At 36.6% G+C, this 16,994-nt stretch carries 14 protein-coding genes and 1 pseudogene; 8 read left to right on the top strand and 7 right to left on the bottom strand.

The genetic code is table 11. The features are described from left to right. Nucleotides 1–105 precede the first annotated feature (105 nt). The 7 genes and pseudogenes from QBK89_RS09290 to QBK89_RS09260 form a co-directional block, all read right to left on the bottom strand. Nucleotides 106–456 (bottom strand): transposase, encoded by a 351-nt coding sequence (locus QBK89_RS09290; protein WP_284140770.1) that lies wholly within the window; start codon nucleotides 454–456, stop codon nucleotides 106–108. 1 nt (nucleotide 457) lies between these two features. Continuing rightward, on the bottom strand, nucleotides 458–1,153 hold the full coding sequence (locus QBK89_RS09285; protein ID WP_284140769.1) for a hypothetical protein: 696 nt from the start codon (nucleotides 1,151–1,153) through the stop codon (nucleotides 458–460). Between the two features lie 679 nt (nucleotides 1,154–1,832). Continuing rightward, a complete protein-coding gene (locus QBK89_RS09280; protein ID WP_284140768.1) occupies nucleotides 1,833–2,165 on the bottom strand; it encodes a DUF7668 domain-containing protein in 333 nt (110 codons plus the stop codon). A 5-nt stretch (nucleotides 2,166–2,170) separates the two neighbouring features. Further along, nucleotides 2,171–2,908: a hypothetical protein gene (locus QBK89_RS09275; RefSeq protein ID WP_284140767.1), complete on the bottom strand. Its 738-nt coding sequence runs from the start codon at nucleotides 2,906–2,908 to the stop codon at nucleotides 2,171–2,173. Nucleotides 2,909–2,933: 25 nt separating this feature from the next. Continuing rightward, nucleotides 2,934–3,008: pseudogene (locus tag QBK89_RS09270) on the bottom strand (recombinase family protein); the annotation flags it as partial. A gap of 421 nt (nucleotides 3,009–3,429) precedes the next feature. Continuing rightward, nucleotides 3,430–3,927: a YxiF family protein gene (locus tag QBK89_RS09265; protein WP_284140766.1), complete on the bottom strand. Its 498-nt coding sequence runs from the start codon at nucleotides 3,925–3,927 to the stop codon at nucleotides 3,430–3,432. Beyond that, nucleotides 3,924–4,877 (bottom strand): HNH/endonuclease VII fold putative polymorphic toxin, encoded by a 954-nt coding sequence (locus tag QBK89_RS09260; RefSeq protein WP_284140765.1) that lies wholly within the window; start codon nucleotides 4,875–4,877, stop codon nucleotides 3,924–3,926. The genes QBK89_RS09265 and QBK89_RS09260 overlap by 4 nt, the downstream gene beginning before the upstream one ends. A 451-nt stretch (nucleotides 4,878–5,328) precedes the next feature. Here QBK89_RS09260 and QBK89_RS09255 point away from each other — a divergent pair, with 451 nt between their 5' ends. The 8 genes from QBK89_RS09255 (at nucleotide 5,329) to comJ (ending at nucleotide 16,854) form a co-directional block, all read left to right on the top strand. Beyond that, nucleotides 5,329–8,019, top strand: coding sequence for a DUF6531 domain-containing protein (locus QBK89_RS09255; RefSeq protein ID WP_284140764.1), 2,691 nt, complete (start codon nucleotides 5,329–5,331; stop codon nucleotides 8,017–8,019). Beyond that, nucleotides 7,961–13,138, top strand: a complete 5,178-nt coding sequence (locus QBK89_RS09250) for an RHS repeat-associated core domain-containing protein (protein WP_349774627.1) — start codon at nucleotides 7,961–7,963, stop codon at nucleotides 13,136–13,138. The genes QBK89_RS09255 and QBK89_RS09250 overlap by 59 nt, the downstream gene beginning before the upstream one ends. A gap of 26 nt (nucleotides 13,139–13,164) precedes the next feature. Beyond that, nucleotides 13,165–13,686 (top strand): hypothetical protein, encoded by a 522-nt coding sequence (locus tag QBK89_RS09245; protein ID WP_284140763.1) that lies wholly within the window; start codon nucleotides 13,165–13,167, stop codon nucleotides 13,684–13,686. Further along, nucleotides 13,686–14,069, top strand: a complete 384-nt coding sequence (locus QBK89_RS09240) for a hypothetical protein (protein ID WP_284140762.1) — start codon at nucleotides 13,686–13,688, stop codon at nucleotides 14,067–14,069. Before QBK89_RS09245 ends, QBK89_RS09240 begins: the two co-directional genes overlap by 1 nt. Nucleotides 14,070–14,413: 344 nt before the next feature. Next, entirely contained in the window at nucleotides 14,414–15,115 is a 702-nt protein-coding gene (locus tag QBK89_RS09235; RefSeq protein ID WP_284140761.1) for a hypothetical protein, read from the top strand. 18 nt (nucleotides 15,116–15,133) lie between these two features. Continuing rightward, nucleotides 15,134–15,499 (top strand): hypothetical protein, encoded by a 366-nt coding sequence (locus tag QBK89_RS09230; protein WP_284140760.1) that lies wholly within the window; start codon nucleotides 15,134–15,136, stop codon nucleotides 15,497–15,499. A gap of 178 nt (nucleotides 15,500–15,677) precedes the next feature. Then, a complete protein-coding gene (locus tag QBK89_RS09225; protein ID WP_284140759.1) occupies nucleotides 15,678–16,370 on the top strand; it encodes a NucA/NucB deoxyribonuclease domain-containing protein in 693 nt (230 codons plus the stop codon). 16 nt (nucleotides 16,371–16,386) lie between these two features. Continuing rightward, the gene (gene comJ / locus QBK89_RS09220) at nucleotides 16,387–16,854 is read left to right on the top strand and encodes a competence protein ComJ (RefSeq protein WP_284140758.1); all 468 of its coding nucleotides are present in this window, start codon (nucleotides 16,387–16,389) and stop codon (nucleotides 16,852–16,854) included. The last annotated feature ends 140 nt before the right edge of the window (nucleotides 16,855–16,994 follow it).

Raw genomic sequence — 16,994 nt, 5'->3', positions numbered from 1 at the left:
ACAAAAACCTTGAAAGGCATTTAGCCAATCAAGGTTATAGAATTCATTTAAACTTTCTAATATCTTTTAAGAGCTTTATGGAAACCTCATTAATCAAAATTTCAATTAGCTGTTACTACCTCTTTCTTCTATGAATTCTAAAAATGATTCTTGCAGTTCTCCTTCTGTATCAATAGAGTCAAGCAGTAATTTAGGTTCTAACGAACAATCCTTTAAAGTTGAACTTCCATCAATTACTCCTAGCATGTTTGATATGGTATCGATCATGGTTTGTTCAATAATCCTCATTAATGTATCTTTATTTTCTTCAGTTAAACTGTCGTAAAAACCAATAGCTTTTTTCCAATAATCATCTGTTTTAGGAGTAACATTCGTTGTTTCATACAAGTCTTTATATAGTTGAAGGTTTTCTTTAACGATAGACTCATAAAGCCATTTAACAAAAATATCATTCATTTTACTTCCTCATTTCTGGATACATTTTTTTGTTTAATTCAATAAGTTCTTTTAAAGCAGAATTCGGTATGTCATCATAGACTCTTCTAAGTTCCCTAATATCTCTTGCCAATAACTGTCTAGGATTATCTATTCCTTTTGTACTTCTAGAAACTATTCCATTAGGTCCTTTAATGGTGTGCCCCACCTTTGGAACATTAATTGCAGGTGCCGTATTTAAATCATAATTATCTACTAATTTCTTCGTTGCTGCCTTCTGTCCTGCATGATGGGCATCAAGTCCTTCTACTCCTTTAATATCTTTATATGCTCCAACTTGATATTTACCCGTACCCTTACTCACATTACTTGCAGCACCACTGCCTCGTGTAGCTTTACCCGCACTATTAGCGCTGAAGCCTAACTTTCCTAGCTTAGCTACTTTAAGCACTTTTCCGATTGGCACAGGCACGAGACTAACTGCCGCAATGGTTCGATCTAGGAAGCTGGCGTCTTTGCTGAATAGGGTATTTACATCATCGAACACAAGGAATTTCGCCGATTTCATGCCGATTTTCCCTGCTACTTTTGCTCCTACGACAAGTCCTGCGCCTACTTGCTGTAACCCGGTGGCTGCTTTTTTAGTCGCCTTTTTCGCCCATGATCCTAGTTTACCAAATATTGACGGACTTTTCGGCTCTGGTGTACACTGCTCCATCTGCTTACATTTTATTATTACAGCTATCCGTATATTTCAAGCCATATCCATCTTTGGCTTGCCCTTGAGTTGAGACTCGTATATACCCGACAACGTTCAAATTTTCACCCTCCCGTTACGAAAATTAAAATTTATGTAACGCTTTTTAAACGAATAGCGAGTATTATACGACCGTCTCTAGTAAATATACAACCCAAAACTATTAAGCCAAGTTAGCAAAAACACATCCTTAAACGTTACCCGTTGTTGAACGCCACGAGCTTGTACGCTCTCGTTAGTCCGTGGGTCATTCCAAGTCATAACCACCCCTGCCATGTAAAATGTCATCTCGCCTATTTATCGTACTTGTCACCATATCCGAGTATTAAAACCAAACTCCATGATGGTACTACCTTCATGAGCTCTGAATTTCTTTTATGTTCCCTTACACATAATTCCTTTATTTTTCTCCCTCCATTGACCCTTGGTATTTTCTACTTTAACAGTACTTACTTTGTCATTATCGTATGTTAAATAGAGTAGTAAGTGTTGTCATTATCCTGAAAATTCACAGTAACCATTCCATTCTAGTTGTTTGCTCACCATCATGAGTATTTGATTCAAAAGTCATATTGCTTTTAACTATAAAACTTATAACAAAAAAACCTTGAAAGGCATATAGCCAATCAAGGTTAAAAATTTACAGTACATGGATATTTTCAATGATAATTCTTACTTCATCCTCAGTAAATTGAACCGTACAACTTAAAGTTAAGTCCGACTTCTCTCCATCTACCCATAATTCATACTCTATAAAGTATTCGAGTTCATCCTCAACTTCTATAATGTTTATATTTTTGTAATCTTCATCAGGAGGAATAGTTAGCTTGCCGCCATATTCTTCTACAAGTTCTTTTAGCTCCTCAGATGTATATGGTCCACTTCGACCTGTTAATTGAATTAATTGATATTCACCTTCTACCAAATTTTCCAATAACGGTTTAAGCATAGGAATAATTTTCTCAACTTCCACCTAACTTACCTCCTTCTATTGCCTGGTATTCGAGTTACAGTATCTGGCGTTACTCCAATATTTGAGAAATATTGATCTACTCTTTCAATCTCTCGTCTTGCTTGTTCCTCAGAAACACCAGCCCTTCTCATTGCTTTATAACCTATTCTCCTTTCAGCTGCATATGTTCCCCCTCCAGGCTGTCTTTGAATTTGCCCCGCAATATAGTGCTCTGTTCCTTTTATGTTTGGTCCCTGGAGATGGATAGCAGGTGCATCATTCCTGTTATAAAGCGGTAAATCTCTAACAGCTGCATCTTGAATTATGTGATGTGAATCCTTAACTTTTTGACTCGTTAGTTCTCTATGAGTACCGCTTATTTTATCCGTACCCTTAGTACCCTTACTCACATTACTTACAGCACCACTTCCTCGTGTAGCTTTACCCGCACTATTGGCGCTGAAGCCCAACTTTCCTAGCTTAGCTACTTTGAGCACTTTTCCGATTGGCACAGGTACGAGACTAACTGCCGCAATGGTTCGATTTAGGAAGCTGGCGTCTTTGCTAAAGAGCGTATTTACATCATCGAATACAAGGAATTTCGCCAATTTCATGCCGATTTTCCCTGCTACTTTTGCTCCTACGACAAGTCCTGCGCCTACTTGCTGTAACCCGGTGGTTGCTTTTTTAGTCGCTTTTTTCGCCCATGATCCTAGTTTACCAAATATTGACGGACTTTTCGGCTCTGGTGTATGCTGCTCCATCTGATTACATTTTATTATTACAGCTATCCGTATATTTCAAGCTATATCCATCTTTGGCTTGCCCTTGCGTTGAGACTCGTATATACCCGACAACGTTCAATTCCTCACCCTCCCGTTACATAAATTTTAATTTTCGTAACGCTTTTTTAACGAATAGCGAGTATTATACGACCGTCTCTTGTAAAAAATACAACCCAAAATTTATGAGCCAAAGTCAATAAAAAACACTTTTACAAGCTACCCATTGTTTATCGCCACGAGCATGTACGATCTCGTTAGTTTGTTAGTTACTCCATGTTATAGCACCCTTGCCATGTAAAATGTCATCTCGCCCATTTCTCGTTCTTGTTCGTTTCTCCAAGTATTAAAACGATACTCCATGACGGTACAACCATCATGAGCTATCGATTCTCATACAGGTCATTTTCTTTTTCTCTCACTCAATATCAGCTGATTTAATCTAAAGCAAAGAAAAAAAACCTTGAAAGGCATTTAGCCAATCAAGGTTCTCAAATTTTTCCTTATGATAGTCCCCAAACACTTAACTCATAAAAATATTCCGTTCGTTCAATACACAAACCAAAATTAAAATCTTCTGCAACTAGAATAAAATCTCCATATCCAACTGAAAACTTTGTTAACTCAATAATTTCATTTAAGTGACTAAATACTTCATTAACATTAACCAACACTGCTTCTATTTCATTTTCTCTAAAAAACAATAGTCTTCCTTGTTTTGGTATTACTTCGATATTATCAATAGTATCATTTAACAATTGTATTGATTTTTGAATATGTTCTTTATAGCTATCTCCTTGCAATTGAATCTTATTTTCCCTTGTGTTAAGTAGCGAAAACACATTCTTACAAAATAAATCATTATCTTCAATATCTAAAAAAGGTTCCTCTGTAAGATTCATGAATTTTATTTCTTTTACCAAATTCTTTCTTCTACTTTGTCTTTTTAACAGCTCCATTTTTGTTTTTCTTTCGTCAGTCAAATTAATCACCTTTCTCATGGTCGACCCTTCTTTTTATAACCAACAAAATCTTCCGGGGAATGTCCAGGATACTGATTATATCTTCCTTTTTCCAATGGGCTTCCCTTTAAATCGTCAGCACCATGAAAGTGAGGACCTCTTCCGAATTTATCCTCTCGATGCTCTATAATATATTTTTTCTTGCCATCTACTTCAAATTCATATACTCTTCTATTTTCAGTTGTTCCATCATAAACATCGACAGGTTTCTTGTGCTGAGTAGAGTTAGGTATTCCCGCCCTTCTCTTTGCATCCCTAAATGCTCCATTTTTCGTTAATACCTTATCAATTTCATCCGTACCCTTAGTACCCTTACTGACATTACTTGCAGCACCACTTCCTCGTGTAGCTTTACCTGCACTATTGGCGCTGAAGCCTAACTTTCCTAGCTTAGCTACTTTGAGCACTTTTCCGATTGGCACAGGCACGAGACTAACTGCTGCAATGGTTCGATCTAGGAAGCTGGCGTCTTTGCTGAATAGGGTATTTACATCATCGAATACAAGGAATTTCGCCGATTTCATGCCGATTTTCCCTGCTACTTTTGCTCCTACGGCAAGTCCTGCGCCTACTTGCTGTAACCCCGTGGCTGCTTTTTTAGTCGCCTTTTTCGCCCATGATCCTAGTTTACCAAATATTGACGGACTTTTCGGCTCTGGTGTATGCTGCTCTATCTGCGCTAGCATTTCGTTATAAGCCTGGGCTCGTCGTTGTCCTCCATAAATCAGCTCGGACGTATACGGGACACCATCTAAGCTACTTGAAGTTCGCACTGCTTTTGCATATGGTGGTGGACCATAGGATGCTATTTCTTCTGCGTTTCGATGCATAAGATCTTGAGCTGTAATTGTCTCGCTCCACTCGATATACCCATTTTCGGTAAATTGCTGCGTTTCCTCTTCTAATATTTTAGGGATGTCGCCTTGCACTAGCATCCACTTTGCATAATCATAGGTCCAGCTTTCAAAGATATCCTGGCGATACGTTTGGCGAATAAATCGATCCTCAACCGATGTATTTACTAGCTGCGTATCAGAGGTTGTTTTCGCATAGGATCCTTCTACATAATTCCAGAACTCAGCATATTCGGTGCCACCTTTATTATAACCGATCGAATAATCTGCTTGATTCCGAACCCATTCCGGTACATTCCCACTTGGAAAGGAATAAACAAAAATAGTTCTAAAACATTATTCATTTTCGATCAATAGTTCTTAAGATATAGTTTTTAGGATTATTTTGGTAATAAATAGGTATAAAAGGTTAACTTTTTCTGAAAATAGCCGATATTACAAATGAACTAATTTTTTACAAGGGGATTAAATCTAGTAGATTGGAATGATTGTGAAAGTAGTTTTAAAAAGATTATCGGAGGAGATTATGAAAAAACTATTACCTAAATTTATAAATGTTTTACTAATTATGATGCTATTATTTAGTTCTATTTTTATACCTTCAACGCAAAACGTTTTTGCAAATTCACTTTTATCGAATACAGAATTTATGGATCCGCAATCTATATTAGATATGCTTCCAGACAATCAAAATGGAGCATCATTTATACCTGATCCTGCTAACAGTATTACACCAACATTGCCACAACCATTGCAAGAAAAACCAATCCCTGAAGGGCCAGTGAAAGACAGTCAAATTTTAGAACCACCTGCAAAACAGGCATATCGGCCAAACAATATCAATCTAGCAACAGGACAGCTCGAGTTTAATAACACTGACTTAAATATTGCTAGTGTTGGATTTGATTTTGAATTAACAAGAAGCTATTCAAGCAGCAATCAAGAAATAGGTCCATTCGGAAAGGGTTGGAACTTTAACTTGAATTCCTTGCTCCAAATATATGAAGGATATCATATGTCAGAGCAACGGAGTGATGGCAGTATCATTAATTATGATTTTGTTATCGGACCAGAGGATGGTTATATAACAAGTTATGATGGTGATGAATTAATCAACTATGAATTACATAAAGGTAGTTATAAAAAAGGCGATAATGGGGAAACACTTGAAAGAATTTCAAAGGATGAATATGTAGTAACAGGGCAGCATGGAACAACTATAACCTACAATGGTTATTTTGCCCCATGGCGTAAGGATACCAATAATTTTGATCCAAGCGCAGGGAAAATGGTAAAACGTACTGATCGATATGGAAATACAATGGAATTTCGGTATGATTCGCTAGGAAGATTAGATAAAGTTATTGATACTTCCGGACGTACAATCGATTTTAAATGGAATGGTGAAGTAATTACACAAATAACAGACCCAGCCGGAAAAAGTATTCATTATGCATACGATACAAAGAATCAATTAATAAATGTCACTTTCCGTGATGGTCGTGTTGTGGAATATAATTATGCAAATAATCAACTCATCGGTATTACAAAAGGAAAAGATGAAAAAACACAATTTGAATATGATAAGAAAAAAATAAGTAAGGTAATCAAGCCAGATGTATCACAACAATATCAATTATCCTACCAACAAGACAGCAATGGGAAAATAGCTAAAACTACGTTAATTGATCCGTTAAACAACAAGTGGGCGTTTACAATTCGAGATGGAAAAATTGTTAGTGAAAAGAATCCATTAGATGAAGAGTCGTCCTATACGTATAACAATGATGATTTGTTAACCAAAATGACTACTCCTAAAGGAACGATGTCTTTTTCGTATGACAATGAAATGAAAAAAACTTCTCAGCATTTGATGGATGGTACAAAAACAACCTTTGAATACCATGAAAAATGGGATGTTCCAACTGCAATTAAGGACAACCGTGGATCAAACACGATGTTCACAATTGATGATGCAACAGGAAATGTAGTAGAAAAAGCGTACAACAATATCATTACAACTTATGATTATAACGATAAAGGCCAGATTACAGGGGTAATCGATGACAACAATAAAAAATTATCGTTTATTTATAAAGATGGTCGATTATTTGAATCGATTAATGGTATGGGTGAAAAAACAACATATCTGTTTGATAATTTAGAACGTCTTACAGAAAAAAGAATGCCTTCCGGAGAAACCGAACGCTTTACTTATGATGCTGAAGGTAGAATGCTTTCAAAGAAAAACAGTAGAAATGAAACGTATCAATATGAATACGATGCAGCTGGTCGAATAAAAAAAATAATTAATCCTCTTCAGCATGAGCAACGATTCGAATATGATGCGAATGGAAATTTAATCTTATTTACAGATGAAATAGGACGTAAATTTGAATATGAATACAATGCCGTCGGACAAGTTGTTACTATAAAAAGTGCACATGAAACAAAAACGGTGTCCTATGATGATATAGGCCGTGTAGAAAATGTGAAATCATCGGAAGGCACTACAAGTTATAGTTATACTACATTTGGAATAGAAACTATTAAAAATGCAAATGGAACGTATAATTTCACATATGACAATAAAGGTAGACTATCATCTGTAACAGATCAATTGAAACGGAAAACCATTTACAAGTATGATGCGCAATATCGTTTGATTTCCGTACAAGATCCAATCGGTCGCCAGCATCAATACACGTATAATCCAGATGGTACATTGAAATCAGAAACATTCCCGACTGGAGAGACTGTAAGCCTTGAGTATAATAATCTTGGTCTTTTAGCTTCAAAAACTTATCAAGATGGAACAAGTGAATCCTATGTATATGATTATGCCAAGCGTTTGGTAAAAGAAACAGATCGAGCTGGGGCTTCAACCAAATATCAATATATAAATGGCAAACTCGTAAGTAAAACAGATGCACTCAATCAGAAAACAACCTTTAGCTATTATGAAAACGGGTTACTTAAAAGCCAAACAAATCCAGACGGGCATACAAATACCTACGCTTATAATTCCAATAAGTGGTTAACTAAAATGACGAATGGAGAAGGTGAAGCAACTTCTTACCAATATGATGCCATTGGTCGCGTTACATCGATAACAGATGCTAATGGTGGAGTAATGGAATTTGACTATGACACATTAGATCGACCAACTAAAATCAAAGATCCAATGGGATATATATCAATGGGACTATCAAGATAGCAAAAACAAAAGAATATTTACTTATCCTGATAAAAGCACCCTCGTTTATGAATATAATTCGCTTGATCAGATTGTTGGATTAACAAATCAGTTAGGACATCGTACAGAATATAAATATGACCAAGTTGGTAGATTGACTCAAGTGAATGAACCTTTAGAAAAAACGACAAAATATGAATACAATTCACTAGATCAAATAACAAAAGTCATTCGTCCAGATGGTAAAGCTGAGCAGTATATTTATGACGATTTTGGGCGTTTGAAAAGCACCAAAAACCCTTTAAATCAGGTTACAAGCTATGAATACGATACCAACACGGGATTATTAACTACTATTAAGGATATAAAAGGAACGACAAAGATTGGTTATGATAAAGCGGGTAGAAGAACATCATTAAAAGATCCTTTGGGTAATATAACGAAATGGAAATTTGATGCACTTGGAAGAATAGCAGAGGAGATCAATCCTTTAGGTTATGCTACAAAATTTAAATATAACGCAAATGATCAAATCATTAAAAAGACGATGCCAAATGGCGCAGAATTAATCCAAAATTATGACGGGAATGGTCGATTAACGAAAGTTGTCCATCCGAACAATGGAGTAACTAAATACTCCTATGATAAAAATGGAAATCTGATTCAAGCAATAGATGCCGAAAACGGATTAACAAAAATGACATATAATCAGAATGGGCAAATGACATCCTTGACCGATTCACTGAATCAGACAATGCACTATTTTTACAATAAGAATGGGCAAATGATAAAGGTAGAAAAGCCGTTAGAGGCGACGGTCTCTTATTCCTATGATAAAGCTGGTCAACTTCTATCAGCTACACAAGAGAATGGAGCGGTTTTTAAATATGAATACGATGCACTTGGCCGAGTGAAGAAGGAAATTAATCCATTAAATAAAAGTACGGTTTATGATTATGACCTTCTTGATAACGTTATTCGCATTCAAACACCGAATAATAAAACAGAACACTACGTATATGATGCGTTAAATCGAATTACGAAACATACAGGTCAATTAGGGAATGTTACTTCCTTGGAATATAATGATCAAAAAGGAATCGTCAAAGAAACCAATGCACTTGGCCATGTATCCGAGTATCAATATAATGCATTAAATCAATTAGTACAAGAAACCGATGCATTAGGAAGAAAAACGAGCTATGCATATGATGCACTTGGCAACGTTGTAAAAATAACCGATGCTGCAGGTCATGAAGAAATATACACCTACAATTCTATGGCATTGTTAGATAGTTATAAAAATAAAAAAGGTCATGTGTATAAATATCAATATGACGTAGTCGGAAACCAAACTGCTGTTATCGATCCAGATGGGAATACTTCTAAATCTCAGTATGATTTATTAGGTAGATTGATTAAAGAAGTTAATCCTGTAGGGGCAACAACGGAGATTAAATACGATTCTGAAGGAAACATTATACAAATTAAAGAACCCGAGGGAGGCGTTTGGAAGTATGAATATAATGCCTTGGGTTATCGAACAACTGTAGAAGATCCGATTGGACGGAAAGCTAATTATACGTACGATAAAACAGGTCATATTACAAAATATAAAGATCCTGCTGGTGGTCAAACTTCATTTCAATATAACCTTTTAGGGTGGAAAATAAAAGAAGTTGATGCAGAGGGAGCGGAGTGGAATTATTCCTACAACACGAATGGACAGGTTACAAAAGTAACGAACCCTTCACATGACAAGACTTTATTAGAGTATGATACCGAAGGGAACTTGCTAAAAGAGACGGATCCGTTAGAGAGAGAATCCAGTTATCAATATGATAAAATTGGGCAATTAATTAAAGCGACAGATACTGATGGTTTCGAAACCAAGTTTTCCTATGATGCAGTTGGGAATTTAATTCAGGAAACGCATGCTGATAACAGTAAGACTGAATATACTTATGATGCATTGAATCAAATAACAAAATTAAAGAATCCAAGTGGATCTATATCTTCTTTCCAATACGATCCTGAAGGAAATTTAGTTAAAGAAACAAATGCAATAGGTAGCACGACGACGTATGGATACGATCGTTTAAATCAATTGTCAACAGTGAAGGATGCGCTTGGTGGAGTTGCAAACTATCAATATGATGCAGCAGGAAATTTAACAAAACTAACCGATCCTAATGGAAATGATCGAACGTGGAAATATAATCTGAATAATCAACCAACCATTGAAACGAATGCTTTAGGAGACAAGTCTGAATTTGTATATGATTTGGCAGGTCAGCTAATCAAAGAAAAGACACCAGTTGGAGACACGATTGATTATGGCTACACTTCCAATGGGTATGTAAAATCCGTTGCATTTGATGATTACAAGGCAACCTATAAATATGACCGCATGAATAGACTAACGGAGATGCATTCGCCAGCTGCTGTGGATAAATTATCGTACGATAATTTAGGAAGATTAACTAACCAGCATAATGTAACGATGGATAAGCAATTAACTTTCCAATACGATAAGGTTGGTAACATAACTTCCCTCACTAATAGTGAAGACAGGACGATTTCCTATACGTACAATAATCGTGATTTAGTAACAAGTGTCACGGATCCAGATGATAATAAAACAATGTTTGAATATGACTCTATGAGGAGAGAAACCTCAAGACTACTGGCGAACGGTAATACAATCAGTAAAGATTATGATGCTGATGGAAACGTTACGAAAATGAGTAACACAAATTATCGTTTTGTATTAAACAATAGCTCTACCCAATACTATTATGATGCAATTGGAAATCGTATTGGTGACTATTCAGATGACGGTACACAAACTACTTATCAATATGATGCACTAAATCGTTTGATAGAAGTAAATTATCCGAAGGAAAAACTAGAACAATTACATGACAATATTTATACTCCACCAAAGGATAAAAAGAACAAGAACCATAATAAAAATAAGGACACCGTTAATTCTGAAGAGTTTACCAATAAGCAAACAATGGATTTAGAGCACGATAATGTAAATAAATGGATTAATGATATTGAACTCTCTGAATCAGAGAAAAATGACCGGATAGAAGGAAATGAGAAAACTGCTGACGAAGACGGAAAGAACATTGATAAAAAACAAGCACAAGATGCTTCGGCTGCAAATGTAGAAGAAGACTCTACTGCAAAAAGTGATTCTTTCTTTAGTAAAATCGTTCATTTTTTTGAAAGCGTCATAGAAGGAATTAAAAACTTCTTCATTTCCATTTGGGAGCATTTTGTAGAATTCTTTAGTTCATTTATTATGTCCGTTCACGCAGAACAAAATGAACTTAAAGCTGATTCAAACGGAGCTGGGAAAAATAATGAAAAAGGCGCACCAAATAAAGATAAGCAAGAGAACTCCAATAATAATAAAGGAAATAAAAACGACAAGCCAAATAAGGATAAGAATAATAACTCTAGTAATAAAGGAAATAACGGAAAGGGTAACGGGAACGGAAAAGAAAATAATCAATCGAAGAAGAATGTTTTTCATGGTGGCAAGCCAATAGAATGGCAAGCTTTCTATGATGAAAAAAGCCATCCAGAGCCAGAATATATGATGGCACCAGTTAAAAAAGCAAACTATGAATATGATGCTAGTGGAAATCGAACAAAGATGGTCGCGGATGGAGAAGTGACCACATATGACTATAATAAAGCGAATCAAATGACTCGCTCCGGAACCAGCAATTATATTTATGACGCAAATGGTAATATGGTAGAAAAGCGGGCAGATGATGGCACTGTTAAATACGATTACACTGCCGACAATCGTTTGAGTGGTGTCTACTATTCGAATGGACAGGAAGTAACCTATGAATATGATGCATTAGGTAGAAAGGTCCTTCGAGAAGCTACAATGTATGATTATAAATCCATTAAACAAAACAATGGAAAAGGTCATGGAAAGTGGAATGCCATTAACCGAGGAAACGGTAAAAAATATGGCTTATTTAAAAAGCAAGATAGTACAACCCTTTCCTCTGAACAGACGTACTACATGTATCGTGGACTTGATCGTAATGTGATGAAGGAATATGGTCCAAAAGGTCAGCCGCTCGTAGAATATTATGAGGGAAATGGTCAAGTGACATCACGTAAGATGTTTGGCTTCCATGGACAAAAGGAGCAAGGATGGCCAGGGAATATTCGGACAAGAGGCGGGCTCTTATATTATAATTATGATCCAACGGGGAATGTGCTAGACGTATCTGATCGTATTGGTGACCATGTTATGGCATATCGTTATGATGCATTTGGAAATCTATTTACCAATATGCCTGCACCATACAATGCAACAGGATATACAGGAAAAACCTATGACCCTACTGCAGGATTAATGGATTATAGTGCCCGATGGTACAGCCCGACAAATGGAAGATTTATCTCGGAGGACACGTATCCAGGGGTTCCACAGCAAACCCAATCGTTAAATCGATATGCATATGTAATGAATAATCCCATCAATATGGTAGATCCAAGTGGGAATGTACCGGAATGGGTTCGGAATCAAGCAGATTATTCGATCGGTTATAATAAAGGCGGCACCGAATATGCTGAGTTCTGGAATTATGTAGAAGGATCCTATGCGAAAACAACCTCTGATACGCAGCTAGTAAATACATCGGTTGAAGATCGATTTATTCGCCAAACGTATCGCCAGGATATCTTTGAAAGCTGGACCTATGATTATGCAAAGTGGATGCTAGTGCAAGGCGACATCCCTAAAATATTAGAAGAGGAAACGCAGCAATTTACCGAAAATGGTTATATCGAGTGGAGCGAGACAATTACAGCTCAAGATCTTATGCATCGAAACGCAGAAGAAATAGCATCCTATGGTCCACCACCATATGCAAAAGCAGTGCGAACTTCAAGTAGCTTAGATGGTGTCCCGTATACGTCCGAGCTGAGTTATGGAGGACAACGACGAGCCCAGGCTTATAACGAAATGCTAGCGCAGATAGAGCAGCATACACCAGAGCCGAAAAGTCCGTCAATATTTGGTAAACTAGGATCATGGGCGAAAAAAGCGACTAAAAAGCAGCCACGGGGTTACAGCAAGCAGGCGCAGGACTTGTCGTAGGAGCAAAAGTAGCAGGGAAAATCGGCATGAAATCGGCGAAATTCCTTGTGTTCGATGATGTAAATACCCTATTCAGCAAAGACGCCAGCTTCCTAGATCGAACCATTGCGGCAGTTAGTCTCGTGCCTGTGCCAATCGGAAAAGTGCTCAAAGTAGCTAAGCTAGGAAAGTTGGGCTTCAGCGCCAATAGTGCAGGTAAAGCTACACGAGGAAGTGGTGCTGCAAGTAATGTGAGTAGGGGTACTAAGGGTAAGGGTAATGATATAGCAAAAGAACCATTTGTACCTGATGAATATTGGAGGAAGAAAGCACCACAAAATGCTACTCCAGGTTCAAAAATAGACCATTACAGGGATTATAATGGTAAAACAGAAAAATCAACTGTAATTTATGATAACTTTGGTAGACAGAAATATCGGATTGACCATTCAGACCACAGTATGCCAAAAGACCATTCAGTTCCACATTTACATGAATATAAATATGGGCCTGGGTACCATCCTGAGAAAGGGATGGAATTTAGATATAATTTATGGAGGATAAAGTAATGATGAAAGAGTGGTATGAAGGAACAGAATTGGAAAAGAAAATTCCTAATTTCAAATCAACAAATGTTAAGTATATTACGGATTTCCATTATTATATTGGTTATAATTCTTATTATGACCCAGTGTCATTCTTAGAAATAGACTTTATATTAGAAGTGGATAAAAGAAAATTCACTTTGAAAATGAAGTTTAATGATGTTTCTTCTCTTGATTTATTAGGATTTGGAAACAGTTACAATCAATTAATGGGTTTTAAAATTAATAATTTGAGTGCGAGTGGCTTTGAACAAAATAAGAAATATTTAGTAGAAGATTATGAGAACAACATGATTAGATTTTATTGTGCAGGTTTAGAAGTGTTGTCAATAGATGAAACAGAATAAAAGAATTAACTATGTAATGTAGAATTTGGACGGCTACCCTATTGTTAGCCGTCCTTTTTAGTTTATAGGGGATATTGGAATGATAGTTCCCTTCCTCTTTTTTAATTTACTTTTACGATACACAATTAATTTGTATCGGTAAAGGGGTTGATTGTATCGCTTAAGCTGCATGCAATAAATTTATATTAAATATAGTGGCTAAGCGTTACGTTGATCTGAATTTTCGTAACGGGAGGATAAAAATTTGAACATTGTCGGGTATATACGACTCTCGACTCAAGAGCAAGCCAAAGATGGATATAGCTTGAAATATACGGATAGCTGTAATAATAAAATGCAAGCAGATGGAGCAGTGTACACCAGAGCCGAAAAGTCCGTCAAAATTTGGTAAACTAGGATCATGGGCGAAAAAAGCGACTAAAAAAGCAGCCACGGGGTTACAGCAAGTAGGCGCAGGACTTGTCGTAGGAGCAAAAGTAGCAGGGAAAATCGGCATGAAATCGGCGAAATTCCTTGTGTTCGATGATGTAAATACCCTATTCAGCAAAGACGCCAGCTTCCTAGATCGAACCATTGCAGCAGTTAATCTCGTTCCTGTGCCAATAGGAAAAGTGCTCAAAGTAGCTAAGCTAGGAAAGTTAGGCTTCAGCGCCAATAGTGCGGGTAAAGCTACACGAGGAAGTGGTGCTGCAAGTAATGTGAGTAGGGGTACGGGTAAAGTACAGAAATATGAGGTAGGGGTGTTTGATGACTTACAAAAAAGGTCAGCTGTAGGAGACAAGCTAGACATTCATCATGTAGGACAGAAACATCCTGCCAGTCAAGTTATAGATGGATACAACCCTCAATATGCTCCATCTATTGCAGTTCCTTTTAGAGAACATAAGAGGATACCTACCCTAAAAGGAGATTATAATGGTAGTGCGAGAGATTTATTAGCAAAAGATATTTGGGATTTAAGAAGGCATACGAATGCTCCAAATAGTACCTTAAAAGAGTTAATGAATCTTAATAAATCTATGTATCCAGGTTCATTTGTAAAATAGAAAGGAGAATAGTTTTAAATGAATAACGAAGATTTCGTTAAGAATATTATAGAAGTTGTTAGAGAAGAAAGTATAACAGACAGTGTAGAAGATTTAATTGACCCTCCAGGAAGAAAACCAAGTAGTGAAGATATAGAATTATCCAGTTGGTTTAATCAACTGGATGATACTGACAGAGAGAAATTAATTGAAGTTGTTAAAAGAGCAGTGGATACTTCCATTTTCGGATTATTTGCAGTACTCGATGGTGTAAGAACTATTGAAAGTGACACAAATAAGGGGAAACTAGAACTATTCTATAAGAAAGATGAAAATAGTATTTTATTAAACAACCCAAAAGAAGTCTATCTTCACGATATATTTAATAAACAAATAAGAGGTTAAATATTTAGAGGTGTCACCAAAAGACTTACTTTTGGGACACCCTTTTTGAATTTACAATGGATGACCTAGTGCCGAGAATAAGGGTAACCATTGTAATCACAGTCCTTAATTCATCAGGACTGTGGTAGCTTGATTTAGTAAATGGTCGAATATAGCTGTAATAATAAAATGTAAGCAGATGGAGCAGCATACACCAGAGCCGAAAAGTCCGTCAATATTTGGTAAACTAGGATCATGGGCGAAAATAGCGACTAAAAAAGCAACCACCGGGTTACAGCAAGTAGGCGCAGGACTTGTCGTAGGAGCAAAAGTAGCAGGGAAAATCGGCATGAAATCGGCGAAATTCCTTGTGTTCGATGATGTAAATACCCTATTCAACAAGGACGCCAGCTTCCTAGATCGAACCATTGCGGCAGTTAGTCTCGTGCCTGTGCCAATCGGAAAAGTGCTCAAAGTAGCTAAGTTAGGAAAGTTAGGCTTCAGCGCCAATAGTGCGGGTAAAGCTACGCGAGGCAGTGGTGCTGCAAGTAATGTGAGTAAGGGTACGGGTAAAGTTGATGTTGAAGTAACTATACCTAGTAATAGATATCCTGAAACAAGTAAGCATATTCAAGACGCACAAAAAGCAGGTCATCCAGACACATTAACCATTGACCGTTCAGGTGCAAAGTTACGAAGAAAAGATAGCTTAAGCGGTCTAGATAAAGTTCCAGGAAAGGATTTAGATGAATACCCACCAGCAATGTTTAAAGAGGGCGGTATGGGGGCAAGTGTGAGACCTGTTAGTCCATCTGATAACAGAGGTGCAGGTGCTTATTTAGGGAATAAGTTAAGAAATTATCCAGATGGAACAAGAGTAAGACTTAAATAATGGAGGGATTATATAAATGAGTGAGTTTTCTTTTGAAACTGAAATACTTTATTCACAGATTGCATTATTTCAGTATGGACTTGATAACCCTTTTAATGATTGGAATGAAACTCATGTAAATCAAGGATTTTCGTGGAGAGAGGGTTCAGTTTCCTTTGGAACACTCTCTAGTGATGGTGATTGTATGATTACTGTGAAGATGACTAAAAAAATAGAAACTGATGATGATATAATAAGAGCGATTGTTGTTCCGTTCAAAGTTGAAAAGGGTGGCGTAGAAATAGGTTCTGTAATGGAAACAGTGTCAATTGATATACCTGAAGGTACTTATGAAGTCTTGTTTACAGCTAAAAATGTAAATAACACAGAGCACTATACGTTTTCATTTATAAAGAGTGAAAATACTACTGCAAGAGTTTTGAAAGCAGACGATGAATTAATTTCAACTGAAAATTTATTAATGAAAGCAAATCCAGCTATATAAAAATTTATGGACGGCGGGCTTGTCAAATAAAGTGTGTAAGTTCTAATTTACTCAAGATACTTTAACACTCTATCTTTTAGTTCATCTTGAAGAAGAAGTTGGTTCATAACCATTGCCCAGTTCTGGATATGGCCACTTTC

This window comes from Virgibacillus sp. LDC-1 (assembly GCF_030137545.1).
Classification (GTDB): Bacteria; Bacillota; Bacilli; order Bacillales; family Amphibacillaceae; genus LDC-1.
This window is presented reverse-complemented; position numbering and strand designations above follow the sequence as displayed.